Here is a 26,003-nt window from a genome sequence, read left to right on the forward strand (position 1 = left end):
CGGTATTTCGAAAGTGCACTAACACATACAATAATAGCCATATTTCATATTCCCTAAATACATTTAGATTAAAAGTGGTTAATTTTTCAAAATGGCTTGTGTTCTGCATAAGCCATTTCTTTTGAAAGCACATATCATACAAATCGCCTGGATCCATGACAAAAACATAAGTATTTTAGATTAATTTAGGCAACAATCTATCACACACTTAACAAGCGATTATGCAACGTTTACTTTTTATTATCTTACTTCTTGCAGGAAGCGAGAGCTTTGCCCAACTAAAACTGGCTCGTCTTTTCTCTGATCACGTAGTGCTCCAGCGACAAAAACCTATTCCTGTCTGGGGATGGGCCAATCCGAACGAAAAGGTAAGTATTACACTTGCCGGACAAACAAAAACAGTCCTGAGTGATGCGGGTGGAAAATGGCTTGTAAAATTCTCTCCACTCGAAGCGGGAGGACCCTATAAAATAGCTGTAACTGCTAAATCCGGGAGTCTTTCTGTAAATGATGTACTTATCGGAGAGGTATGGTTATGTTCAGGCCAGTCGAATATGGAATGGATGGTTTCTCAGGCTAATAATTTCCAGACTGAAAAGAAACATGCTGATTTCCCTCAAATTCGCCACTTCAAAGTGGAACATGAGGTAACTATTAACGAACAAACTGACCTTAAAAACGGAGAATGGAAAATTGCCAGTGCTGAAACGGTTGGTGAATTTACAGCCATTGGCTTCTTTTTCGCCCGTGAACTTTATCAGAAATTAAATATTCCCGTAGGTATTCTGCATTCTTCATGGGGTGGCTCTCAGGTAGAAGGATGGATCAGTAAAGAAGGAATGCTCAGTGATCCTGAGTTGAAATCATATGTTCAGAATTTTCCCAAAAATTGGAATGAAGCCGATGCTTATCACGATAAAAAGCTGAGAAAACAGCTTTTGGGAAACGGGGAAATTAATCCTGATGTACAGGACGAAAAGAAATACCTGGAAGAAGGATATGATTTCTCAAAATGGCAGAATGGAGGTAGTCCTTTAGGACAATGGGACTGGAAAGGCATCTGGGCATTCCGCGGGAAAGGTTATATGGCCAGATCGGTAGAAATTCCATCTGAATTTGTCAACCTGCAAAGTGTATTAAGCCTGGCTGAAAATGACAGTTTTAATGAAATTTATATAAATGGGAAATTGGTCTCTGCAGGTATCATCAAAGGGGTAAGAAAAATCACTATTCCTGCAAACACCTGGAAAGAAGGTAAAAATCAGCTTGTTGTCAAATTCGGAAGCCTGATCAGTCTGCCCTGGTATGGACTGGGTTTACAAGGCTCAGCTGAAGATCTTAATGTGAGCATGGGTACTCAAAAAATCAGTCTTTCAGGGAATTGGAAACTGATGCCTTCTTTCGCAGAAAAACATGAATATGTACATTCCAGTAATAATATCGGTACGACAATTTACAATGCTATGATCGCTCCGTTATTACCTTTTTCTATTCGCGGAACATTATGGTATCAGGGTGAAGCCAATGCCGGAAGAGCTTTTCAATACAGAAGTAGTTTCCCTTTGCTGATTAACGACTGGCGTAAAAAATGGGATGATAATTTCTCCTTTTATTTTGTACAGCTTTCAAGTTTTGGCGCAAATCAAAACAGTAATCAGGGAAGCAACTGGGCTGAATTAAGAGAAGCACAAACGATGACTTTAGCTTTACCAAACACAGGAATGGCTGTTACTACCGATGTTGGTAATCCGGCAGATATTCACCCGACCAATAAACAGGATGTAGCACACAGATTAGCTGTTCAGGCTTTAAAGCAAAATTACGGTCAGAATATCGAATATAGTTCTCCAATGTTCGACTCGGCAAAATTTGAAGATGGAAAAGCAGAAATTTCCTTCAGATTTACGGCAAAAGGATTACTGGCAAAAGACAAATACAATTACCTGAAGGGTTTTGAAATTGCCGGAGAAGATAAGGTATTCTATTATGCCAAAGCAGAAATTGTCAATAATAAAGTAATCGTTTCAAGTCCGAAAGTACCCAAACCTGCAGCGGTCAGATATGGCTGGGCTGATGCTCCGGAAGAAGCAAATTTATTCAACTCAGAAGGATTTCCGGCAAGTCCTTTCAGAACAGATTCCTGGACAGGAATAACAGTTTCTTCTAAATTTGAATAAAAGAATCATTGTCTTTTTAGGATAAAATAGTATTTATCTTAATTCAAAAAAGTACTATTTTTTACCCTGAGATTATGTCAATCTTTTTAATTAATAGTTATATAAATCTTTTGATTGGGGTAGAAAAAGCCAGAAAATCAAAAAATAGTAGTATTTATATAATGAATTGATAAAAAAGTATTATTCATTGAATTAAAAAAACAATCAAATTTGTATCATACAATCTAAGGTTATTCCCGAGGGTTTTCCGGCTGTTAAAAACATTGGAAAAACCCTCGGGAATTATTAGAAAATGACAATTTGTCCACCTTACTTTAGAATGTTTTATCCTGAAGATTAATGAAAATTCAACTGCTTGACGTCATTGTCATTATTGCATATTTAGCACTTGTTTCGGTCATAGGAATTGTATTACAAAAACAGGCCAAAAGAAGTAAAAATGATTATTTATTAGGAGGAAACTCTATGCCATTCTGGATGCTTGGCGTTTCAAATGCTTCCGGAATGTTTGATATTTCAGGTACTGCCTGGATGGTGGCAATTATGTTTGTTTATGGCGTAAAAAGCATCTGGCTGCCCTGGTTATGGCCAGTATTTAACCAGATATTCATGATGGTTTATCTGTCCGTCTGGCTGAGAAGGTCAAATGTTTCTACCGGAGCAGAATGGATGCTGACCCGGTTTGGAACCAAAGCCGATGCACAGCTTTCCCATAAAATTATTATTGCTTTTGCATTACTCTGCTGCCTTGGTTTTATGGCTTATGGTTTTATAGGACTGGGGAAATTCATTGAGATTTTTATTCCCTGGGAAATTGTAAAACCTTACGCTCCAATCAACGTCGCTCCCGAATATGTGGCACACCTTTATGGTATTATTTTTACTTTATTTACGGTTTTCTATTCTCTGCTGGGCGGTATGAAAAGTATCGTCTGGGCTGATCTGATTCATTATATCATCATGGTTTTTGTTTCGATTGCAATAGCAATTATTGCCATGAATGCACTGTCAACACATGTTTTAGCTGTTCCTCAGGGTTGGTCAGATCTGTTTTTCGGAAAAGAATTAAATATGGATTGGTCAGGGTACGTAGAAGGAGTTAATGAAAAAATTCACGATGACGGGTTTTCTCCTTTTGGTTATTTCTTTGCTTTAATGACAGCCAAAGGTATTTTATCGAGTCTGGCTGGCCCCGCCCCAAATTATGATATGCAAAAAATACTCTCAACCAAATCCCCGAGAGAGGCCGCTCTGATGAGTATGATTGTCAATGTGGTTTTACTTCCTACCAGGTATTTGTTGATTATCGGGATAGCGGTTTTAGCTTTATTATTTTACAAAGACATCAATATCAGCACCGCAAACGGACTGGATTTCGAGCGTATTTTACCTTCAGTATTAAATACATTTATTCCCTCTGGTTTGCTGGGTCTTATTTTAGTTGGTTTGATGGGCGCATTTATGGGAACCTTTGCCGGAACATTCAATGCAGCTCAGGCTTATCTGGTAAACGACATTTACCTGAAATCAATTAATCCTAATGCGAGTAACAAACAAATCAGCAGCATGAATTATCTCACAGGACTCACTGTGGTGGTAATCAGCATATTGCTTGGCTTTTTTGCCAAAGATGTCAACAGTATTTTACAATGGATTGTATCTGCTTTATACGGCGGATATATTGCAGCAAACGTTTTGAAATGGCATTGGTGGAGATTCAACAGTTACGGATTTTTCTGGGGAATGCTTATGGGAATCACTTCTTCCATGATTTTACCGACGATTTTCCCGCATGCACTTCCATTGTATTATTTTCCGGTTATTCTTTTTTTATCGGGATTGGGTTCTGTAATCGGCTCTTTAATGACCCCGCCTACAGATGTGGACGTGCTGAAAAAGTTTTATCAGAATATTCGTCCCTGGGGTTTCTGGAAGCCTATTGAGCAATTGGTCTTGGCTGAGAACCCTGATTTTGAAGCTAATAAGGACTTTAAAGCGGATATGTTTAACGTGCTGATTGGTACAATCGCCCAGACTTCTATAACCGCTCTGCCCGTTTTTGTGGTGCTGATGATGCCGGCTCAAATTGGTATCACTGCAGCGGTGCTGGCTGTTTGTGTAGTGATCCTTTGGAAAACATGGTATAAAAAACTTCCTATCTCTTAAATATTTAAAAAGTATCTGCAAGGGTTGATGCATTGCATTCCCAGTTTTGAGGATTTATTGCCCGGAAATTTCTGCAAAGAACACGACCGTCCTTCAATACTTTTTTATAATCAAATATGTACATATGAAAATTTTTGAAGAGCGTTTGCAGCAATTAAAAGACAATCACGAGGCTTTAGTAACGCAAAAGAACAAAAAACAAACTTTAGGAAACGGCGTGTATGACCGGTATGAAAATCCGGTTCTGACCGCCCAGCATTCCCCGCTTTCATGGAGATACGATTTCAATCCTGAAACAAATCCTTTCCTGATGGAACGCTTTGGTATCAATGCGACTTTCAATGCAGGTGCTATAAAATGGCAGGGGAAATATATTCTGGTTGTAAGAGTTGAAGGTCTGGACAGAAAATCTTTCTTTGCCATTGCAGAGAGTCCGAACGGGATTGACAATTTTCGTTTTTGGGAATATCCTGTAAATATGCCTGAAACTGAAGAGCCGGATGGCAACGTTTATGACATGCGTTTGGTAAAACATGAGGATGGCTGGGTATATGGATTATTCTGTACGGAAAGAAAAGATCCGAATGCTAAACCCGGCGATGAGTCTTCTGCCGTAGCACAATGCGGTCTTGCAAGAACAAAGGATTTAATCAACTGGGAACGCCTTCCTGATTTAAAGAGTCCTTCCCCGCAACAAAGAAATGTGGTGCTTCACCCGGAATTTGTAAATGGTAAATATGCTTTTTATACTCGTCCTCAGGATGGATTTATCGAGGCCGGAACAGGTGGCGGAATCGGCTTTGGTTTTGCTGACACTATGGAAAACGCAGTAGTTGAAAAAGAGTTTATTGTTGACGAAAAACGTTATCATACTGTTTATGAAGTCAAGAACGGACAAGGCCCCGCTCCTATCAAAACACATTTAGGCTGGCTGCATCTTGCACATGGGGTAAGAAATACCGCAGCAGGATTACGCTATGTTTTGTATGTATTCATGACTGACCTGAATGATCTTACCAGGGTAATTTATAAACCCGGTGGTTATTTTATCGCACCGGAAGGCATTGAAAGGGTTGGTGATGTTTCCAATGTAACTTTCGCAAATGGCTGGATTCCGGATGATAATGGCAACGTTTTTATCTATTATGCCTCATCAGATACCCGTATGCATGTGGCCACATCAACCTTGGATCAATTGATCGACTATGTTGTGAATACTCCGGCAGATGGCTTTCGTTCGAGTACCTCAGTAGAAACTGTTTATCAGATTATCGATAAAAATAAGGCCTTTTCAACCCTTGCTGCTGTCTGATCCTAAAAACAAAGAAAGGTACATGCTGAAGTATTTCAGCATGTACCTTTCTGGTAATCAGACTTTTCTAAACACTCAGAAGTGCTGTCAGCAGAAACCAGATTCCGGGTTGATTTAAATCTTTTCTTAAACTTTCGAGGGCAGTATGAATCAGGTTATAAACACTCCGAACCTTAAGTGACATAATATCAGAGATTTGAGGATAAGAAAGTCCCTCAATATATAACAAGGTGATCGCTTCTTTCTGCCGGTTAGATAACTGGTTGATAGCCTGTTTCAATATTTCCTGATGATGCGCTTCGGTCTGACTGATAATCAATTCTAATTCCGGAGAAAAAAACACATCCTTTTCATCTCTTCCTTCCATAAATTCCACATAAACGCTTTCTTTCTGAATCGCCCTGTACACTTTCCGCCGGATGGCCTTCAGCAGATAATACTTTACAGAATCCGTATCAGCCAGATTACTCCGGCTTCGCCAAAGCTCAACAAAGAGGTTTTGAATACAATCTTTTACAATATTTTCTTCCCGTACGATATGATAGCTATATTGGTATAAAACAGGGAAAAACCGGGTATATATTAGAGAGAAAGCCTTCTCATCACCATCACGAAAATTTCGCCATAGCTTTTCTTCATCGTGCTCATTTGTTGATTGACTCATAAAGTTCAGGTATAAGGTATCCTTTTCGAAAGATAAATCCCTTAAATATGATAAAATACTCCCTCATTTACAGGTATTTATTTCATGGAAGGCCAAAGGTTTTTCCGCAAGAAAGCTCAAATTTCAGAGTACCGGGAATCATTATTACCTGTAAGCGGGGGTTAAATTACAGATTCCCAACCCTCACTCTTAACAGATGATAATAAAATTCATATTGGAAATTTATAAAATTATATTGGCAAATTGGAATTACAGACGGGAAAAATCTTTTCAGGAGGGGATATGAGAATGGAGAAGCAGGATTTTATTTTTACCCTGCTTCTCTTTATTTAATCTTAAAACTTCAATTCAAACAAATACGTCCCGGCAGATAACGTTTTGGTAAAGACCTGATTATCAGTACCCTGAATTTTCATAAGCGTATTTTCTGTACTTATTGTTTTCTGATTTTCAAACACATTCCGGCCTTTTTCAAGTATAAGACGAAGCTTTGCTGTAGAGTTCGGAGGAATAACTACCTTGTACTGAATTACATTGTTTTCTCTTGTCCAGGAAGAAACGATCTTTCCTTCAGGGCCATCATGAGATGCCTCAAAATGATTCAGATTTTGGACAAAATGAGGTTCAAGCAGAATATTTCTAAATCCGGGCTGATCAGGATCGGGCTTAATACCTCCCAGAGATTTATAAAACCATGCTCCTATTTCCCCGAACATAATATGGTTTCTGGAAATATCAGATTTGGCATCAATCGGCCAGTTTTCATACAATGTTGTCGCTCCGTTCACAATCCACCAGCCCCAGGACGGATATGTTTCCTGAGAAGCAACTTTATACGCCGCATCAGCATATCCGTTTTCACTCAAAGCATTCAAAATAGCTTTGGTTCCCAGCAATCCTACATCAAGATGGTTATTATCTGCCTCAACTCTTTTGGCCAGATTCTCAGCTACTTTATTTTTATACAAATCCGGAACAAGTCCCCAGAACAACGCAACACTCAGTTCTGTCTGAATTCCATTTCCGTATAAGCCTGTTTCTTTATTAAAATATTTAGCGTTAAAAGCATCTTTAATCTTAAGTGCCAGTTTATTATATTTTACAAAATCTGCTTCTTTTCCAAGAAGTTTTGCCGCTTTTGCCAGAATACCTGCATCGGCATAATAATATGCTGTGGATGTCAGCTCCACCGGAGATTTGGATTTAACCGGAACCCAATCGCCCAAACCCCAGGTTGTCAGTCCTGAAGGACTGATTTCAGTAATATGATCTACATACCTTTTTATATTATCATAGGAATCTGCCAGCAATTTCTTATCCCCGTAAAAAAGGTAAATATTCCAGGGAATTATGGCAATTGTACTGGTCCAGTCGGGACCATTTCCCCATTCATACCCCCAGCCTCCTGTTGGGATAATAGAAGGAAGAACCCCGTTAGGCTGTTGCTCGTCACGGTGATCCGCAAGCCATTTCTCATAAATTGTGATGCCGTCAAAATTATATAAACCTGTTTCTATGGCAATCTGGGCATCTCCTGTCCATCCATTCTTCTCCCTTTGAGGGCAGTCAGTCGGATAACCGAAGAGATTTGACAGGTATGAATTATTTGTCGCTTTCCAGATTTTATCTACCACCTGATTAGAGGATTTTATTTCTCCCGCTGCCGGAACATCGCTATGCATAAAAATCCCTGTCAGACTTTCTTTAGATAATTCCACAGGTTGATCAGCTGTAATTTCTACATATTGAAAACCTTTATAATTGAACTTTGGCGTAAACGTTTCTTCCGAATTTCCTTTGAGAATAAATATATCTGTCTGAAAAGGGTCTGAATCATCCGTAGGTCTGTAATGAACATCAATATTTGACAAATCAACATGTCCGTTTTCCATAAGCCTTTCAGCATGTTTCAATCGAATAGTTGTTCCGGGAAGTCCTTTAACCTTAATTCTGCTGACTCCGGAGATATTTCTTCCCAAATCAAACACATAATTGCTTTCCGTGATTTTATTGAACTTTTGAACCGGAATTTCTTCCACATCCCTGATCGGATGTAACAATTGTGCTACAATATTTTCTGAAGGAGCTGAGCGGAAAATAACATCTTTCCAGGAAGAATCTTCGAATTTCGGAGTATTCCAACCTGGTTGTTCCAGGCGGGCATCATAATGTTCTGCCGTATAAATACTGTTAAATACCACCGGACTCAATGATGTTTTCCAACCTTTGCCTGAGCTAATCGTTTCTACAGAACCGTCTTCATAAACAATCCTGATATCCATACAAAATGCAGGTCTTCCCCTCCAGGGTGCTTTATCAAAATACCAGACCGCCGTAGACTGATGATTATACCAGCCATTTCCCAGTAAAACGCCCACAGCATTTATGCCATCCTGCATGGCTGAAGTCACATCATGTGTGACATAAAGCGTCCTCCGGTCGAAACGTGTGTACATCGGATCGAGCCTGTGATTGCCAATTTTCTTTCCGTTCAGATACAATTCATACAAACCTGCAACTGCTATATATGCCCGGGCCGAAAGAATCTTTTTTGAAGCAGAAAAGGTCTTTCTGAAATAAGGAGCCGGTTTAGTTGTCACATCATGTGAATCGCTGATCCAGGAGCCTTTCCAGTTTTTCATACCTTTCATCCCAGTTTCAAAACCGGTGATGAACGATGTTTTTGCCCTTATGCCGTCTTTATCCCAGACTTCAACCTTCCAGTAGTATTTTGTAAATGCTTTTAAGTCTGAACCTTTATAGCTTTCGAGCGTAGAAGAAGATAATACTTTTCCGGAGTTCCAGACATCCGCCTGTCCTTTAAGCAATTTCAGCGAATCGGTTCCCACAAAAATCTGATAGGCCGTTTGCTTTGCGCCGGAACGGGAATCATTCAATTGCCATGATAATCGTGGCTGCACAGCATCCACTCCTATGGGATTGACAAGGTGTTCACATTTCAAAGCTATCGGCTGACAGGGAACTTCCGCTTTTGCTATGATTTCCTGGAGGAATAAACAAAAAATCAGAAGGAGACAAAAACTCTTTTTTTGAGAGATCATATAGGAACAGATAGTAAAATAATGTCGGAATGCTTCGTGTTAATTTATAAAAATATACTTACAAAGGCTTTATATATTTTTCTTTACGGAAAGTTTCAGTGTCTGCAAATATAAAAGGAATATTACTGTAGAAGGGGTTCGGAAACGTCTCCTGCATGATAAGACAGGTCATTGCAAGTCCTGATATAGACTTAAATTGTTCGCTTAACAAATAAAAAAGATACGATTTAAGCCTTTGGAAGAACTTTTTAGTAATTACTACTTAAGAATCTCTCATAAAAAAGTAGTTAATGCTCAATTCCGTTTTTACCGAAAAGCCGGGTCGTTATTTTTCGAAAAAAAATTATTAATGTTTCTGCAATTACATTCTTTGTAATTGCTCTACTTATCATGCGAAAAGACTTCAATATCAAACTGCCCGCAATATTATTTTTTTTAATGTCGGGAATTATGCTGCAATTTTCCGGTCATGTTACTTTCGCCCAAAACCAGTATGAATTAAATGAAGGCTGGAAATGTGCCCCGATTAAAACAGTAAAAGATGATGGCAAAACGATTTCAAAAACCGGCTTTTCTCTGGCTGGCTGGAAACCTGCCGTAGTTCCGGGAACTGTGCTGACAACCCTGTTGGCAAACAAGGAAATTCCGGATCCTTTTTACGGTTTGAACAATGAGAAAATTCCGGATATTTATGATACCGGAAGGGAATTTTATACGTATTGGTTTGTAAAGGAATTTAAAGAACCTTTCCCGGCAAACGACGATCAGGTCTGGCTGAAATTCAGAGGAATAAACTATAGTTGCGAAATCTTCCTGAATGGTTCAAAAATAAATACCACTGCTTATGAAGGAATGTTTCTCAGACAATCTTTTAATATTACACCTTTTCTCTCCAAAGACGGGAATAATCGTATTGCCGTTATTGTTCATCCTCCTGATCCGGTTGGTAAAGCCAATGGCGGACAAGGCGGAGATGGCATGATTGCTAAAAATGTCTCCATTCAGTACACAGCCGGCTGGGACTGGATCAGACCTATCAGAGATCGTAATACAGGAATCTGGGACAAAGTTTATATTGAAAAAACCCGGTCTGTTAACCTGAAAGACCCACATATCATTACGCTTGTTCCGGGTAGAAGAACACCGGAGGGAAATCAGCAACCGGCCGTTATCAAAGTCACAGCTGATCTTGAAAACCCTGGTAATAAGCCTGTTGAAGGTCTTCTGCAATATGTAATTGAGGGAAATAAGGTTTCGAAAAAAGTTTCATTAGCACCACATACAACCAAAACCATAACATTGGATGATTTTACGCTGAAAAACCCAAAATTGTGGTGGCCGGCAGGTTATGGGAAACAATATTTATATAAGGCGCAATTGCAATTTCTTGAAAAAGGAAATATTCAGAGTGATAGCGAAACGGTTACTTTCGGTGTAAGAGAAATTCAGACTGATTGGAATGCAACAACCGGAAGCCGTCAGATTTATGTAAACGGGCAGAAAATTTTTATCAAAGGAGGTAACTGGATTATTTCAGATGCTATGCTTCGCTTTTCGGAAGAGCGTTATGATGCAGAAGTTCGTTTTCACCGGGACATGAACCTGAATCTGATCAGAATCTGGGGCGGAGCTTTGGTAGAAAGACCTGAATTCTATCAGGCCTGCGACAAATACGGGATGCTTGTCTTTCAGGATTTCTGGATTTCCGGCGACTGTAACGGACGTTGGGTTGATCCTCAGAAAAAAGAAGATCAATGGACCCGGAGAAAATACCCTGATAATCATACTTTATTCCTGAAATCAGCAGAAGATATGATTAAAATGGTAAGAAACCATCCTTCTCTTGCCATTTGGTGTGGCGGCAATGAAATTACACCTCCGGAAGATATTCTCGTTCCGCTACGAGATTCAATCCTGCCAAAACTGGACGGAACACGTTGGTTTGTAGAATATTCTAACTCAGACAGCATGTCTTATAATTCGCTGGGAGGAAACGGAGACGGACCATACGGCATTCAGCCAATCAGTACTTTCTGGGAAAACCGGACCTTTCCGTTCAATTCTGAAGTTGGTTCAGTGGGAATCGGCGATTATGAGTCCCTGAAAAGGTTTATTCCGAAAGAAAATTTAAATGTTCCTAAATTCGGTACTTCCGACAAGCCTGACTCCGTATGGACGTATCATACTTATACGGGTGTGGGATACAATCAATACATTGAACCATACGGGCCTTCTAAAGACATAAAGGATTTTGCCTTAAAAGCTCAGCTGGTTAATTATGATCAATACCGTGGACTCATAGAAGGTTTCAGCGCACATATGTGGGAATGGTACACCGGAGTAATTATCTGGAAAACACAGAATCCCTGGACAGCTATGCGCGGACAAATGTATGATTATTACCTTGATCCAAATGCCTGCTTATATGGTCTGAAATCCGGTAGCGAGCTTTTGCACGTTATGTGCAACCCGGTGGACGGGATGGTCATGATTGTGAACAATGACTTCAAGCCATACAGAAATCTGATGCTTGTTGTCAAAACTTATGATATTTCCGGAAAAGAAAAACTCGTTACACAGGTTTTTTCAAATATCGAGCCTGCTTCATTTAAAAAATACTTCTCTGTAAAAAAGACAATAGATGACATGGGGAAAGATAGCGGTGTTTTCTTATCTCTCCAGCTTTTGGATGAAAACAAGAAAGTTCTCAGTGACAATTTCTATTGGTATCCGGATGCCAAAGGCAATTATTCCGGCTTGAATAATATGCAGAAAGCTGACAACCTGAAGGTTACAGCACGAAAACAAAGTGAGGGAAAAATAGAAGTAACACTGACAAATCCTTCAAATAATCCGGTAGCTTTCTTCAACAGAATTTCTCTGGTAAATGAACAAACCAGGGAAAGAGTCTTGCCGACATTTTATGATGACAATTATATTTCTGTCTCTCCGGGTACTGAGAAACGTGTTATTCTGGAATATAAACCAGACAATCAAAAAACTGTTATTTCAATAGAAGGCTGGAATCTGCCTCAAAAATATATATCCATAGAAAAGTAATTTTCCGGAAAAGAAGAAGGTCGCTTTTGAGAGGCGACCTTCTTCTTTTCCGGCAGATATTATTTATTCTTTCTGGCCCAATCTGCAAAGATCTTCTTCTGAAGCGTTGTCGCTTCCGGAATCAGGCTGATTTTGAAATCCCGGCCAAATCTTTTTGTCAGGACAATTTCCTTTTCCTGTCTTACACCACCATGCATAAACGTAACCTTCGCCATGCCGCCTGTTTTTTGTAAATCCCTTATTTCAGAAATAATCAAAATCGGCACTTTTTGTCCATTTATTTCCAAAATCTGATCCTGTCTTCTCAACCCTGATTTCCAGGCAGGAGAATCCCAGTCAACCTCTGCCACAAAGGCGGAATCATTACGCACCCGAACAGAAAGTCCCAGCCATGATTCCTGAATAACTTTAGTTGTAGTATCAACATCAAGTCCGGCATATCTGAAATATTTTTTATAATCCAGCTCTTTTGTGGTTGAAATATATTCGAAAATATCTGAAAGCGGGGTTTTGGCAATTCCTTCAGCCGTTTTTCTGAATTCAGCTTCTGTGAAACCTCTTTTCTCTTTCTGATAATATTTCTGATATAAGGATCTCATCACATCATCCAGAGATTTCTGGTTTTGTGTAGCATTTCTGATCTTAAAATCCAGAAGCATCCCTACAACAGGACCTTTATCGTAGTACGAAATTGTTTTATTTACATCATCTCCGGTTCTGCCGAAAGGCCCGTCAGACCAGGTTTCATAGCTTGCCTGAGCAAGAGACTGATAATGACGGCCGGGTTTGTTTTCAAAAGCCATGATATTTGCATGAAAAGAATTCAGAAACTCTTCATCGGTAGTTATACCGGCTCTCTTTAAAATAAGGTATTCATAATAAACGGTCAGCCCTTCGGAAACCCAAAGCATTTTTGTACGATTTCCATTATCATAATTAAAAGGGCCTAATTCGATAGGGCGAATACGTTTTACATTATAATGGTGGAAATATTCATGTGCAATGAAATTCAAAACCCTGATTCTTCCTTCCGGTGTATTAAGAGATGCTCCGTCAAAACTGATAGTCGTTGAGTTTAAATGTTCAATTCCTCCTTGTCCGGGTCCGATTGCGATAAAAGTATAATGTTTATAAGGAATATCCCCGATCAGGCCAGAAGCCTGTTCCACAATTTTCTGTAAATCATTGACAAACTGTACCTTATTGAATTCACCTGGCCGGAATCCGATGAAATAATGAGGGATTCCTTTGACAGAAAAAGAAGGTAATTCTTCAAGATTTCCAATCAGTATGGGGCTGTCATAAAGCACATCATAATCCGGAGCAGTATAGGTAAATGGCTCTTTCCCGGTAAGATCTAGTCCGGTTGCCACATTTTTCCAGGATGGATAAGGTTTGATCGTGACAGTAACCTGAGAATTGATTTTCCCGGCAGGATGCAGGAAAACACTTGTCGGAATGATATAACCACGATCCTTGTCAAGGTAACTATTTGCCACGAATTTACGATCAGCGAGTACATCATAGGTTATTATCAGAGATCCGTTTCCGGTATTTTCAACAGACCAGGTATTGTTATTTTTCTTAGTCCATTTTACCTCTTTTCCTCCTTTGTCGAAAACCATGAAGTTTTCAATATTTTTCGGATAATTCATTTTTTGATAATATCCGGGACTCCATACAGGCAGTTTAAAATCGACAGGTTTTTTCCCCGGAACACTCTCATATCTGAATTCTACGTGAAAAAGATGGGAGTCGGGATTATCCATCGAAACGGTAAAGGACAATTTCTGAGTAAAAGCAGGAATGCTGAAGAGCAGAAGAATTATTAAAAGGGATAATTTTTCGGTTAGTTTGTCAGATGGCATTGTATTTATTTTATGGTTTAATACATCTAAAATAAATACAATTATTCAGAAAACAGGGCTTTGAGGTTCAAATTATCCACGATTTAACCCTCTTTGCAGAAATTTAAGTTCCTACAGGAACAAGACAGGAAATATGAAGAGAAATGTTTTATACAAATTCGAATTTTACGTTTCAGGAGAAGCTTTCACTCATTCCGGACTTCGTTGTTTTGTTATAAAACATTTCTCACAGTCAGATCGGTATTACCACCGTTTGGGTTTAGTTATTCAGTAACCAGAAATACCCTCCGGCCATAAATTTAAGTCCGGGTAAAGACGAGCCTTCCGTTGAGCCATCATGAATAATATTTTCCGCCGGAGCGATGTACGCTTCATATGGTTTGATCCGCAGTTTAACGACATTATACTCAGGAAAGCAATCGGAAAAATCTTTATTGATATATTCTACGGTATAATTGCCTGGTAATTTTTCTCCTTTTTTATCCTGAATCCAGTCGATTATATTAGAGGCTGACTGATTTACAAAAAGGAAATACCGATCTTCAGAACTTAAGTTCAACAGGAAAATACTGGTCCCGTTTTGTGAGTCATAAACCGAAAGCTGATCTCTGTTATCGATATGAAGTCCGACCCTTTCCTTGTTGTAATTCAATGTAACAACATCGAGATCAGGCTGATCCACGAAATAATTATAGTATGCTTTTTTCTCTGCTGAAAACTGATACTTACATACAAACTCATCAATCAGCTCAAAAGATTTTTCATAGGCCTGTGTTTTATAAAAACTCAGGACAGACTCCTTTGATTTTAAATCTGATACTCCGAGTTCCTGCAATTGTTTTATCAATTCTTCCGGTATTTTAGTTACAGCAATATTTGACGAAAAGTCCTCATTTTTCGGAACATCATTTGCCACCAGCATCTTTATTTCCTTTTCTGAAGGTGCTCTCCAGGGCTTCATCGGTTTTATCGCTAATTCACTGTAAGGATAATCAGCTGTCGACCTTCCTTTTACCGATTCCGTTCCACCGCTAAGCCAGATTCTATGCTCTAATGGCTCCTGAAAGTCAAAATATATTTTTATTCCTTCCTGTAACATAGTCTTAAATGTTTTAGTGAAAAGTAATTGTATTTCTATATTTAATTATTCAGTAACTCGACAATCGGAACACCAACATTTCCGCTTGGTTCAAGAATATCTAAAATCTGAGCCAGGGTAGGGGCAATATCTGCTATCAGGATTTTCCGATATAAATTCTTTTTTTTAATGTTATATCCATACCATAAAAGCGGAACATGCGTATCATAAGCATACATCGTTCCATGAGTTGTTCCCTTTGTATATCCTTCCAGCCAACCCGGTTCCAGCAGAATCATAACATCTCCGCTTCTGCCGGGATGATATGAATTTCTGATCATCTCAGCAAAATTTGTAGGTATGGTATTCCCTGAAAAATCTTTTAAATTAATTGTTGTGTAAACCCCTTCTCTGGTATTCAGTGAGTCTTTCAGTCCCCGGAAAATTTTATCTAATGCCTCAGGATATTTAGAGACAGAATCCAAATCAAAATAGATTTGCTGATTCTCCATTGTCTTTATCCATTTTGAAGCATTAAAATGATTTTTTATTACCTTCTCTGTAAGACTGATACTTTCCCCTCCCCAATAGACACCGGCATTAATTTTATTTTTCTTCGAAAAAGCCGGAATATCTGCTACACCATGATCGGCTGTCAAAAAAATCAGGATGTTTTCTTTCCCCAGGGATTGCTCCAGTACAGAAATAATCTCTCCGATATCTTTATCCAATCTTAAATAGGTATCTTCTATTTCTACTGAATGTGTTCCGGAAGCATGACCCACATAGTCTGTCGCTGAGAAACTTATTGATAAAAAGTCTGTAAATGCATGCTGTCCAAGCTCTTCATTCCTGATGGCACTAAGGGCAAAATCTTTCGTAAGCGTATTCCCGGCAGGTGCCGACATAATTTTTGAATAGTCGGAAAGTTCATAAGGAAACGTTACTTTGTTTTTCACAAGAACAGCATTCTCATATGGCTGATCATCTTCCTCACTTTCAACATACTGATTTACGCTGAGCATTGTTTCCCACTTATTTTTCAGGTAGGCGTCAGGTAAATGCCTGTCATTAAATTCCTGAACCCACTTAGGAAGGTTCTGAAGATAATATGAGCTTGTAATCCAGTTTCCGGTTGCGGTATCAAACCAGTATGCCATTCCGGTATGGCCTGCCGGGAAAATAGCCCCTCTGTCTTTGAGCGCTATTCCGATTACTTTCGACTTAAATTGATTTGAAAGCCGTAACTGATCTCCGATACTTGTAACCAGCATATTTCTTGGCGACATCTGCCCGGACTTCACTCCCCCCTCTCCTACTGTTACCACATCAGGGTCTGAGGAAACATAGATACTTTGGTTTTTATTGCGGTCAAACCAGTTATTTCCGATGATGCCGCTTAGTGCCGGAACAGACCCGTTAAATATGTGTGCATGGCCCGGGCCTGTAAAGGTAACTGCATAATGGTATTGTGTGTTCTTACAGTTAAACCCTTCATTTATAAGCTTTTTAAAACCTTTGTCTGAATACTTATCCAGATACCGGTATAAGTAATCATATCTCATTTGATCAACCACTATCCCAACCACCAGTTTAGGCTTCTTTAAAGTCTGTCCGTAAAACAGATTACTACTTAAAAGAAAAACGATTGTCAGAAGCTTCATGATGCCAATGATAAGTTAACTGTACTTACAAATTCAGGATTATCAGGTTTTACATCGGGGCCGAAAAATTTAATCAGCTCTCCGTTTTCATTTACCAGATACTTGCAAAAATTCCAGACAGGCTCCTGGTTATTCCATCCGTTAAGACTAGCATCAGAAAGCCATTTATACAATTGGTCTTTTTCCCCGCCTTTTACAGATATTTTTGAAAACATAGGGAATGTCACTTCATAATTGAGTGAGCAAAATTCCTCAATTTCATCATTCGAGCCAGGTTCCTGGTTACCAAACTCATTGGAAGGAAAACCAAGAACTACCACTGAATCATTGTTTTTTCTGTAAAAATCCTCCCAATCTGCATATTGAGAAGTGAATGCGCATTTTGAGGCAACGTTCAAAATGACGAGTTTTTTACCGGAAAATTCCTCAAGGCTTACGGTTTTACCTTTAATATCTTTTACAGACAATTCATAAATACTTTTCATATTATGCTCTCATTTATAAATTAAATTATACAAATATCCGGCCTCGTCGGGAAGGTTTCCTTCAATTCCTCTCAGCTGCTCTTTTTCTGTCAGCCAATTTTCGTGAGAGAAGAAAGTAATTCTTTTTCGCACCAATATGTGAGCAAAATAAAGTATCTGTATAGAAGAAGGCTGATCTGATAAATCGGGAGAATTATTTCCTGCAAGCCCGTAGAAATACTCAGCGATAAACAAGGTATCTGAACCCAATCCGATCTTTATATCAGAGATCTTTTCAGCATTAATTTTATTCCAGCAGGCAAAGGCAAAACCTGCAAAACAAAGATTTTCCTTGCAACCCCAGCTTTTCAAAAGTGCGTAAAGCTCAAGGGCATAATCAAAAAGATTTCCGTTTTCATAAAGAGCTTCTTTAAGTTGAAGCTTTTTGCTTTCTTCTAAAATAAGCGGAAGCAAACCTGTCGGATTTCTGAGAACCTCTTCTTTTAAAACAGTTATTTTTTCTGCGAGTTCTTGCTTTAAAATCACTTTATTTCCTACATGCCAATAGGTAAAAATCAAACTGAAACGGCTGCCTTCTTTCACTTTTCCAACAGCATGAAAAGAGGCAGGACTAGATTCAAAGGCAAATCCGGTATTGATAATCGGACGGATCATCTTCTCAATTTCAGGTTTTTCACCGTCTTTTTTCAATACATAGAAATGTCCCCCGTCACTATCCACATAATCAGGGTTAAGATTTACGACAAAACGATGTGTGGCAAAACCAATCCTCGGTGCATCATTATGCATACCGATTGATTGTCCTTCCACAAGGCAATTTATACAAATACTGCATGTGGAATCAAGGGGAACCAGAAATTCCTGCTCCAGAAAAGAACGTAATTCATTTATAACAGAATCGTCTTTTACCCAGGAACAATCTGAGGGAATTGAAAAAGAAATGTTTTCCTCTTCGGGAACTGTCCTTTTCAGTAAAACCCCGTCAGATTTTTCATATTCATCCAGATTCAGCTCATAAACTTCAAAAAAACTCTGTTTATGAAAAAACCAGCCTGAAAAGCCGGTCAGGAATGAACGTAACTCAGAAAGCCTTTCCAGTGGAAAAATATTGTCAAGTACAGCATAATTATATGGCTGCTTCGTACGGGTTGTAATATCCATAGCTCTTCCCTTTAGAAGTGTTCTAACTCAAGTGTTTCCTCGCTTTCGGCTTCATTGAAATCGGCAAAATTCCGCTTGATTTTCAGATAATCAAGCTGACTTACATTCGCCTGATTTAAAAACTCTTCCGACATATTATTAAACAAGTGGTTTTGAATATGCGTAATTATTTTGAGCAGGTCTTCGCAATAGATTGAGGGGTTATTAAATCCTTTGTTATTTCCGTAACGATGAGGCAGATATCCGCCGCCGCAAACCTCTCTTACCGGACAGGCCATACACTTTTGAGGAAGTTTAAAATGACTCAGGTGATACAAATTAGCCAAAGGCGTTTGTAAAGCTTCATCAAAATCATGTGTAAAAAGTGTGGCTCCGGCTTTAGTAAAGCCATTTCCGCAGACTTTTAAAGCATCAACCGCTTCAATACTGCCGTCTGTCTCTATTACAAGCGCTTCACATTTTTTTGTCCCGAAATCATCCGACGAAACATTCTTGCCCAGGAAATTTTTAATAATCCCTTCAAAAAATCTGATTCTTAATCTGTTAGGAGATTTATCATAAAACCAGATGTTAAATAACCTGACAAGCCAGTCTCCATAAGGTGATTCCTCTGAGAGGCCATTATTGACAGAAGGTTTCGGTGCAGGCTGATCGTAGTTATTCAGAGGAAGCAGCACATCTGTACTTTTTATAGACAGGCTTTTAAAATGTTCGTACACCGCTTCCGGTTCAGAATCTATATTGATAACAGCCAAAACCCCAACTCCCAGCTTTTTTTCTTTAAAATAACTCGAATTAAGTGCCTGGTTTAAACCCTTCACAATCCGGTCGTAACTCCCTTTTCCTTTATGGTCAATTCTATACTGATCATTGTCTTCGGGGGTTCCGTCAAGGCTTACCCCCACTCCTATTTTTAATTCAGCAAAAAGCTTACACCAGTCATCTGATAATAATAAACCATTGGTCTGTACGACATATCTCACCCGTATTCCTCCCTGCTCTACCAAAATTTTATTGGCTTTTGACACAAATTTTCTAAAAAACTCTTTTCCGGCAAGCAAAGGTTCTCCGCCATGCAGGACTATTTCATAATTGTCAATATTATGAAGTTTGCAATGGCCGAGAATTCTTTCTATTAATTTATCAACCACCTTATCACTCATTACTTTAGGCTGTGAGAGATATGTCTGGTCACCCATATTATACATGTAACAATAAGAGCAATTCAGGTTACATCTGCTAGCGATTTTCACTACCACAATTGTGGCACGGAGTGTTGATAAATAATTATTCATGCCAGTATTATTTACGTTATCAGGAATTAAACCAATACCAATTCTTCCAGTTGCTGTTCATGCTTCCTGAATTTTTCCAAAGCTTCAGTGTATGGAGAAATGCAATCTTTTTCCAGATACTCCATGATATCAAGAGCCTCTTTATAATCCATCAGATTCAGATTCTGGTCTTCTCTGTTTTCTACAGGGATCAGACTTACTATTTTATTTCTGATATGAAGAATGAGCTTCAGCCAGTCATTACAATAAATGGAAGGATTATTGAATCCATTTTCACTGCTATATCTGTGAGGAATATAACCGCCGCCGCATATATCTTTGATCGGACAAACCAGGCATTTTGCAGGAAGCATGGCATGGCTGTTTTCATAGAGTTCAACAAGGTCATCATTGAAAACCTCATCAAATTCATTCCGAAGTACATTTAATGAATTTTTGGTAAAACCATCCCCGCAAACCTTAAGGGTATCAACGGCTTCAAGTCCTCCGTCGGTTTCAACCACCAGCACTTCACTTCTGTGATTTCCCAGGGCATCAGTCGACTGGTTGAAGCCCAGTACCGATCGGACGATATCATCAAAAAGTCTGATCTGAGGTCTTTTATCATCTTTCTTTTCTGCAAACCAGACATCAAACATTTTAATCAGCCAATCGGCATAAGGCGTCGAGTCAGGTGAAGGTGAGTATTCAGGAGGTAAGGAATCATAATTAGCATCAGGGTGATTCAGGTCGAACCAATGAATATCCAAATCTTTGAAATGCTGATAAACACTTACCGGATCTGCATAAATATTAATTACGGACAAAACACCAGGAGGTAAAATCTTATGTGTAGAATTTTTTGCAATTTTTAATCCTTTTACTACCCGATCATAGCTTCCACGTCCTTTATGATCGATTCTGTATTTATCATTGGTTTCTTTATCTCCGTCAAGACTGATCGTAATTTCAATGCCAAGTTCTGCAAAGTGCTGGCACCAGTCATCAGTTAATAAAACACCATTTGTCTGAAGAGCGAAGTAAGGCTGAATTTTTTCCGGAAGGAATTTTTCTTCGGCTTTTTTCACAAAGCTTTTAAAAAAAGGTTTACCTGCCAAAAGCGGTTCCCCTCCGTGAAAAGAGAATACAAAGAAATCTATTCCCATTCTTTTGCAATGTCCCAAAGCTTTATCGATAATAGCATCTACAACTTTAGCACTCATTACCTTAGGTTGATTCAGATAACTATTATCTCCAAGATTATACATATAACAATAGGTACAATTCAGATTACAACGACTGGCAACTTTTACTACCAGATATTTTATCCTTAATTCGCTATTATGTGTAATTGGCTCCATGGGAATTCTATTTTCAATGTTTATTTAACGCATTAGTATATACGAATAGTTTTTTTCGATCTTTCCATTTGAAAGATTCTTCTGAAGAGAAGCCTGATAAAGAACCTGAGCTATAAATCCGGTCCTTTACAGACCAGAACTCTATCAATCTTTTATCCGTGTTCCAAATCTATTTATGGGGAATCAAAGAAATTTCATTGATTGAAATGCTTTCAATCAGTGCTTCTAAAGCTTGTCTTTGCCAGAGATTGATTTTAACGGAAAAAAGATTGATAGAGTCCGGGTCTGATGGGAGTATGCCTTCCTATTCTAAAGCAGCAGCGCTACTCATTTTCCAGCCACCACTTGCATGAGCTTCTTTAAAAGCAACAGCTACATTACCGCCGGTGATTTCATCAAGTGCCTCTTTCAGAGCCTCATTTTCAAGAGAAGCAAAAACATCTTTCAATTTTGCTCTTTGCTCATCAGTAAGACGTACTTGTTTTACAGTTGTGTTTTGCGAATTTTCATTTGCATTCGGTTCCATAATATACAGTTGTTTATAGTTAAAAAAATTAAGAAATTCTAAAATAAAAACACGACGATTGTCACGCTGTTGCTAAATGGTTCCTGGTTTTCCCTGGATAATCTTAACTATTAAGGATTACTGAAAGCAGGGTGGTTTTGTTATGAAATGGGACTTAGATCGTTGCTGTAATGGATCCTGTTTAATTTCCCTGCTCTTGATTTCTGAAATAAAGTTAGCTCATTTAAGTTTACGATTTTGGGTTTTTCGATTAATACCCTGTTTTCTTAGATGAAACTTTACTAATTACCGTTATCAATTTTCACGCTTATAAATGACTTAAAACTTTCTCAAAAACAGGTGGATTTATAACGGCCAGGCTTTGTAAAAACTCCTCTCCAAGTTCAGAACTCCACTTCAGTGCTTTTCTTAAAAGATCAGAATCATCTGATGGAATCAGGCTTATTTTCTCAGGAAAGCGCTTAATAATCAATTTCCCTTCTCTTTGAAAATTTTCAAGATAAGAGGCAACATCATCAATTTTTTCTTCCTGGAAAGGAATAACTGATTCTTTGGAAATCAATTCTTCAATCCAGCAGGAGTCATCCTGTTCAAAAGAAGTACCGGGTAATTTATAAAGAGAGGCTTCTTTACCGGCATATCTCTTCTCAAAAGCGCCGGGCTGCCTTTCACAAATATAAATTATACCTGAATAATAATCCCGGCCGATAGAACAGCCGAAATCTCCCCCCCATGTATTTAAAAAGGCTGAAGCTACAACTTTTTCACGGGAGGCATAAACCCAGTTCCTGAAATGGGTACTGGTGTTTGGCAGAATAACTGATAACCCTTGTCTGGATGATCCGTGATATACAAAAGGTTTATCAGTACTATTCCTGTTCATATTAATCTGCTGAATGTATGAGAACATCTCTTTTGTACCAAAAAAATTCATGATGATGATTTTTCCACCGATGTATTAATTTCCGACCCGGTTTTCTTCATCACTACTACTGATTTTTTTAGGTTTCTGCTTGAAGACAGATTTACCAAACTTATAGGTAAAGTTCAGTCTTGCTCCCTGTGTATTACGCTTTTGATTCTGTTCCAAATTGATATCCAGATAATTAGCGATATTATAAGACCTGAATGAATAAAGAATATCTGAAAAAGTAAGGCTTAAACTTCCTCTGTCTTTAATTACATTTTTCTGAAATCCACCAGACAATTCATACACATCTTTTGTTCGGTAAAAACCGGCTATACTCGGAGACTGGTAGTAGAAAGAAAGGTCAAATGTTATGCCTTTCGGTAATTTGAACACACTTGAAGTTTTCAAATAATAGCTGACTCGTTCGTTATCAAACGTACTGGTAAGGTAACGGGATGTATAACGTTCGTAGGCTAACTGAAAATATCCCTGGATTTTCCACCAGCTTGTAAGGTTTAGAGGCAGGTTAAAATCTAAAGAATACGCTTCTCCCTTGTCAAGGTTCAACATAGTGTATTTGTAAGTATTCCCTGTACCAACTCTTTGCGGAAGCTGCGTAATAATGTCTGTTTGTCTCGAATATGCAAGCGTAGCAGACCAGTCTTTATGAGCAAAAGAAAGCTCATAAGAACTGACATTTTCGGGTAATAATGAAGGATTTCCTTCGATATAGGTATATTTGTCGATGAAAAGTGTAAAAGGATTTAATGCTTCAAACGAAGGCCTGGTGAGCTTCATTGCATAGGCAAAACTCAAGGTATTATCTTCGTTAATGTTATATTCGTATTGAATGCTGGGAAGTAGCCGATCGTATGTCCTTTCATTAATTTTGTTAATAGTTACGGAGTTTCCTTTCGTGGAAGTTTTCTCAAATCTTAACCCGGCTTCCACTTTCCCCTTCCCGATCTTTTGCGTAATCATACCGTAAACAGCAAAAATATTTTCATTATAAATAAATTCATTACTTCGTAATTCGTCATTTATCCATAATCCATTGGCAAGCGTGTCAATTTTCAGGTAATTTTCCGTTTTAATCCAGCTGTTTTTTGTGCCGACTTCAAACTTTGTATTTTCAGTGATTGATTTAGAATAGTCGATATTAAAGCTTTTTATAGTGGTCGAAAACCTGGAGACATTCTGCAAACTGGACAAATTACCGGAAGATGATTCCTGAAAAAATGTTCTTGATTCCAGCATCTGGTTTCCGCTGTTTTTAAAGGTAGCATAGTTCAAATCAGCCACTAATTCTCCTTTTTTTGCTTCATCAAGAAAACCTTTATAGTTAAGATTATATGATAAACCCTGGTTTGTTCTGTCAATATTACTCAAGGTGTTTATCTTATATTGTCTGTCCGTTTCAGTAACTATTGCCTGTCCGGTATTAACCGTTCCATAGGGATGCTCAAACCCTCTTACCAGAACACCCAAAGTTTGTCTTGGAGACAGGAAATAATCTGCCCCGACTCTGAAATGATAGCCATGAGGGTCCATGATTAATGATGAAACCTGATCAAAAACACCCAGATCTGTGGTTCTTTTCAGGATAAAATCATTCTGAACCTTATAGGAAAAATAACTTCCTCTGCCAAAATAAGCAATTTTCGGTGTTTTATAGGTTAAACTAAGTCCGGTCCCATATTGAGAAAAACGTTTGTATTCATATTCAGCATTGGCATTTCCACTTATTCCAAGCGTTTTATCACGTTTTAGTATCACATTTATTACTCCCTTACTTTCAGCATCATACCTTGCTCCGGCGTTTGAAATAATCTCTATTTTTTCAATATCTGCAGAGCTCAGACTTTTTACATCGGCATTGGTAGCAGGCTTTCCATCAATCATTAACTGAGGATTATTTTTTCCTCTGATAGAAATTCCCCCATCCTTGTCAACGATAACGCCAGGAGAATGATTTAATACGTCAAAAGCATTGCTTGAAGTATTAAAAAAGGAGTTACTTACATTAATTATTAATTTACCCAATTGCTTTTCAACAGCCGGCCTCTCTCCTTTTACAACCACTTCCTGAAGCACTTTTTCATCAGAAATGAGAGATATTGCTCCAAGATTTATCTTTGGATTTGTTTCATTCAGTAAGATTTCAGGAGAAAAGTATTTTTTAAAGCCTATAAATGAAATGCTCAGGAAAAATTTATTTTTTGTTGTCTGCCCCAAATAAATAATAAACCTGCCGGAACTATCGGTAACAACCCCTTTGACAAAAGAAGAATCAGCCGAAGCGTGTAAAATAACGTTTGCAAATTCAACTGGCTTTCCTTCCGGATCCAACGCTTTCCCTTCGATTGAAAAAGCATTATTTCCTGTATCCTGTGCCAATCCTGAAAGGTGAATAAGCATGAAAATAATATAGAAAAATATTCCCCTTTTCATAACAAATTAATTTAAAACGCTTTAAGGATCAAATCTTCTAATCATGAATGCTGTTTGAATACCGCTAAAACTTAATTCCGAATATTCTCTGAAAGAGGTTCTTCTCTTCTAAAATGATTTCTGCGCTTCCTAACAGGAAATGCTGTAAAGGAAGCTTAACCCCCATGTTAGTAGTGAGACCATTGGTCAGCTTTACTTCAGCTCTGTAATAGTTATCGATCATGACAGGAACCAGCGAGATGATTTGTCCTTCTACAAAGCCAAATTCCTCCGAGGGATAATTATCTAACCGGATCAATACATTCTGACCCTTTTTGGCTTTTCCTGCTCCTTTCATAGGAATACTCAGCTGAACATTATACCCGCTGATCGGAGGATATATGACCATAATATTTTTCCGGGGGTTATTTTCAATTCCTTTTACGATAAAAACCTGCCCGCCGATAGAGGCTGTAAAATATTGTTTCCTGCGTGTGGTCAGATTGTTTTCCACCAAAAGAGTATCTCCTCTGTTTACACGTTGGGAATCCTTTACGACAGGCTGATACTCAAGGCCATCAGATTTATACCAGCCAAGTTTACTTGGCTGTTCTTTCGAATTAATCATAACTTTTGTTTCGAAAGTATCAGGAAACCTGACAAAATAGGAGCAAAAAATGAAGATAAGAAATACAGAAACAATCACAGATATCCCCCAGCGTACAATCCAGTGTGGTACGTGGCCAATTATTTCCTGAATCTCTTCACTCCGAAGCTCGAAGTTAGTATGTTGTGCGGCTGGCAT

General features: G+C 38.5%; 17 protein-coding genes. 4 read left to right on the forward strand and 13 right to left on the reverse strand.

The features are described from left to right. The first annotated feature begins 221 nt into the window (after positions 1-221). The 3 genes from BM179_RS12260 to BM179_RS12270 all read left to right on the forward strand — a co-directional run bounded on the left by BM179_RS12260 (position 222) and on the right by BM179_RS12270 (position 5,655). A complete protein-coding gene (locus tag BM179_RS12260; RefSeq protein ID WP_092017205.1) occupies positions 222-2,177 on the forward strand; it encodes a sialate O-acetylesterase in 1,956 nt (651 codons plus the stop codon). Positions 2,178-2,516: 339 nt separating this feature from the next. Next, positions 2,517-4,343, forward strand: a complete 1,827-nt coding sequence (locus BM179_RS12265; RefSeq protein WP_092017206.1) for a sodium:solute symporter family protein — start codon at positions 2,517-2,519, stop codon at positions 4,341-4,343. A 124-nt stretch (positions 4,344-4,467) separates the two neighbouring features. Next, complete coding sequence (locus BM179_RS12270) at positions 4,468-5,655, forward strand: glycoside hydrolase family 130 protein (RefSeq protein WP_092017208.1); 1,188 nt, start codon at positions 4,468-4,470, stop codon at positions 5,653-5,655. A 67-nt stretch (positions 5,656-5,722) separates the two neighbouring features. Here BM179_RS12270 and BM179_RS12275 read toward each other — a convergent pair whose 3' ends face one another. Together BM179_RS12275 and BM179_RS12280 are read right to left on the reverse strand one after the other, a co-directional pair. Then, on the reverse strand, positions 5,723-6,319 hold the full coding sequence (locus BM179_RS12275) for an RNA polymerase sigma factor (protein ID WP_092017210.1): 597 nt from the start codon (positions 6,317-6,319) through the stop codon (positions 5,723-5,725). A gap of 335 nt (positions 6,320-6,654) precedes the next feature. Then, positions 6,655-9,381 carry an alpha-L-rhamnosidase gene (locus tag BM179_RS12280; protein ID WP_092017212.1) on the reverse strand — a complete coding sequence of 909 codons (2,727 nt, stop codon included), beginning with the start codon at positions 9,379-9,381 and terminating at the stop codon, positions 6,655-6,657. Between the two features lie 450 nt (positions 9,382-9,831). Between BM179_RS12280 and BM179_RS12285 the strand changes: the two genes are divergently transcribed. Next, positions 9,832-12,441, forward strand: a complete 2,610-nt coding sequence (locus BM179_RS12285; protein ID WP_229632942.1) for a glycoside hydrolase family 2 protein — start codon at positions 9,832-9,834, stop codon at positions 12,439-12,441. Between the two features lie 59 nt (positions 12,442-12,500). On the opposite strand, the gene BM179_RS12290 is transcribed toward BM179_RS12285, so the two are convergent. The 11 genes from BM179_RS12290 to BM179_RS12340 form a co-directional block, all read right to left on the reverse strand. Continuing rightward, the gene (locus tag BM179_RS12290) at positions 12,501-14,309 is read right to left on the reverse strand and encodes a M61 family metallopeptidase (protein WP_092017216.1); all 1,809 of its coding nucleotides are present in this window, start codon (positions 14,307-14,309) and stop codon (positions 12,501-12,503) included. A gap of 259 nt (positions 14,310-14,568) precedes the next feature. Then, on the reverse strand, positions 14,569-15,408 hold the full coding sequence (locus BM179_RS12295; protein ID WP_092017218.1) for a hypothetical protein: 840 nt from the start codon (positions 15,406-15,408) through the stop codon (positions 14,569-14,571). 41 nt (positions 15,409-15,449) lie between these two features. Continuing rightward, a complete protein-coding gene (gene pafA / locus BM179_RS12300; protein ID WP_092017220.1) occupies positions 15,450-17,051 on the reverse strand; it encodes an alkaline phosphatase PafA in 1,602 nt (533 codons plus the stop codon). Further along, positions 17,048-17,536 (reverse strand): glutathione peroxidase, encoded by a 489-nt coding sequence (locus tag BM179_RS12305; protein WP_092017222.1) that lies wholly within the window; start codon positions 17,534-17,536, stop codon positions 17,048-17,050. The genes pafA and BM179_RS12305 overlap by 4 nt, the downstream gene beginning before the upstream one ends. Before the next feature lie 9 nt (positions 17,537-17,545). After that, on the reverse strand, positions 17,546-18,697 hold the full coding sequence (locus tag BM179_RS12310; RefSeq protein WP_092017224.1) for a 2OG-Fe(II) oxygenase family protein: 1,152 nt from the start codon (positions 18,695-18,697) through the stop codon (positions 17,546-17,548). Between the two features lie 11 nt (positions 18,698-18,708). Beyond that, complete coding sequence (locus BM179_RS12315) at positions 18,709-19,992, reverse strand: radical SAM protein (RefSeq protein ID WP_092017226.1); 1,284 nt, start codon at positions 19,990-19,992, stop codon at positions 18,709-18,711. Positions 19,993-20,018: 26 nt separating this feature from the next. Next, positions 20,019-21,332, reverse strand: coding sequence for a radical SAM protein (locus BM179_RS12320; RefSeq protein WP_092017228.1), 1,314 nt, complete (start codon positions 21,330-21,332; stop codon positions 20,019-20,021). 304 nt (positions 21,333-21,636) lie between these two features. Continuing rightward, positions 21,637-21,858: a hypothetical protein gene (locus tag BM179_RS12325; RefSeq protein ID WP_092017230.1), complete on the reverse strand. Its 222-nt coding sequence runs from the start codon at positions 21,856-21,858 to the stop codon at positions 21,637-21,639. Between the two features lie 307 nt (positions 21,859-22,165). Then, positions 22,166-22,792 carry a hypothetical protein gene (locus tag BM179_RS12330; RefSeq protein ID WP_092017232.1) on the reverse strand — a complete coding sequence of 209 codons (627 nt, stop codon included), beginning with the start codon at positions 22,790-22,792 and terminating at the stop codon, positions 22,166-22,168. 24 nt (positions 22,793-22,816) lie between these two features. Beyond that, positions 22,817-25,219, reverse strand: a complete 2,403-nt coding sequence (locus BM179_RS12335) for a TonB-dependent receptor (protein ID WP_092017234.1) — start codon at positions 25,217-25,219, stop codon at positions 22,817-22,819. Between the two features lie 64 nt (positions 25,220-25,283). Beyond that, positions 25,284-26,003: an HlyD family secretion protein gene (locus BM179_RS12340; protein ID WP_092017236.1), complete on the reverse strand. Its 720-nt coding sequence runs from the start codon at positions 26,001-26,003 to the stop codon at positions 25,284-25,286.

This window comes from Pseudarcicella hirudinis, assembly GCF_900115665.1.
Taxonomy (GTDB): domain Bacteria; phylum Bacteroidota; class Bacteroidia; order Cytophagales; family Spirosomataceae; genus Pseudarcicella; species Pseudarcicella hirudinis.

Coding starts and splice junctions, on each gene's coding strand:
- BM179_RS12290 (WP_092017216.1), bottom strand. CDS start 14,309: ATGCCATCTGACAAACTAACCGAAAAATTATCCCTTTTAATAATTCTT.
- BM179_RS12315 (WP_092017226.1), bottom strand. CDS start 19,992: ATGAATAATTATTTATCAACACTCCGTGCCACAATTGTGGTAGTGAAA.
- BM179_RS12265 (WP_092017206.1), top strand. CDS start 2,517: ATGAAAATTCAACTGCTTGACGTCATTGTCATTATTGCATATTTAGCA.
- BM179_RS12280 (WP_092017212.1), bottom strand. CDS start 9,381: ATGATCTCTCAAAAAAAGAGTTTTTGTCTCCTTCTGATTTTTTGTTTA.
- BM179_RS12330 (WP_092017232.1), bottom strand. CDS start 22,792: ATGAATTTTTTTGGTACAAAAGAGATGTTCTCATACATTCAGCAGATT.
- BM179_RS12305 (WP_092017222.1), bottom strand. CDS start 17,536: ATGAAAAGTATTTATGAATTGTCTGTAAAAGATATTAAAGGTAAAACC.
- BM179_RS12285 (WP_229632942.1), top strand. CDS start 9,832: ATGCTGCAATTTTCCGGTCATGTTACTTTCGCCCAAAACCAGTATGAA.
- BM179_RS12340 (WP_092017236.1), bottom strand. CDS start 26,003: ATGCCAGCCGCACAACATACTAACTTCGAGCTTCGGAGTGAAGAGATT.
- BM179_RS12275 (WP_092017210.1), bottom strand. CDS start 6,319: ATGAGTCAATCAACAAATGAGCACGATGAAGAAAAGCTATGGCGAAAT.
- BM179_RS12325 (WP_092017230.1), bottom strand. CDS start 21,858: ATGGAACCGAATGCAAATGAAAATTCGCAAAACACAACTGTAAAACAA.
- pafA (WP_092017220.1), bottom strand. CDS start 17,051: ATGAAGCTTCTGACAATCGTTTTTCTTTTAAGTAGTAATCTGTTTTAC.
- BM179_RS12295 (WP_092017218.1), bottom strand. CDS start 15,408: ATGTTACAGGAAGGAATAAAAATATATTTTGACTTTCAGGAGCCATTA.
- BM179_RS12310 (WP_092017224.1), bottom strand. CDS start 18,697: ATGGATATTACAACCCGTACGAAGCAGCCATATAATTATGCTGTACTT.
- BM179_RS12320 (WP_092017228.1), bottom strand. CDS start 21,332: ATGGAGCCAATTACACATAATAGCGAATTAAGGATAAAATATCTGGTA.
- BM179_RS12335 (WP_092017234.1), bottom strand. CDS start 25,219: ATGAAAAGGGGAATATTTTTCTATATTATTTTCATGCTTATTCACCTT.
- BM179_RS12270 (WP_092017208.1), top strand. CDS start 4,468: ATGAAAATTTTTGAAGAGCGTTTGCAGCAATTAAAAGACAATCACGAG.
- BM179_RS12260 (WP_092017205.1), top strand. CDS start 222: ATGCAACGTTTACTTTTTATTATCTTACTTCTTGCAGGAAGCGAGAGC.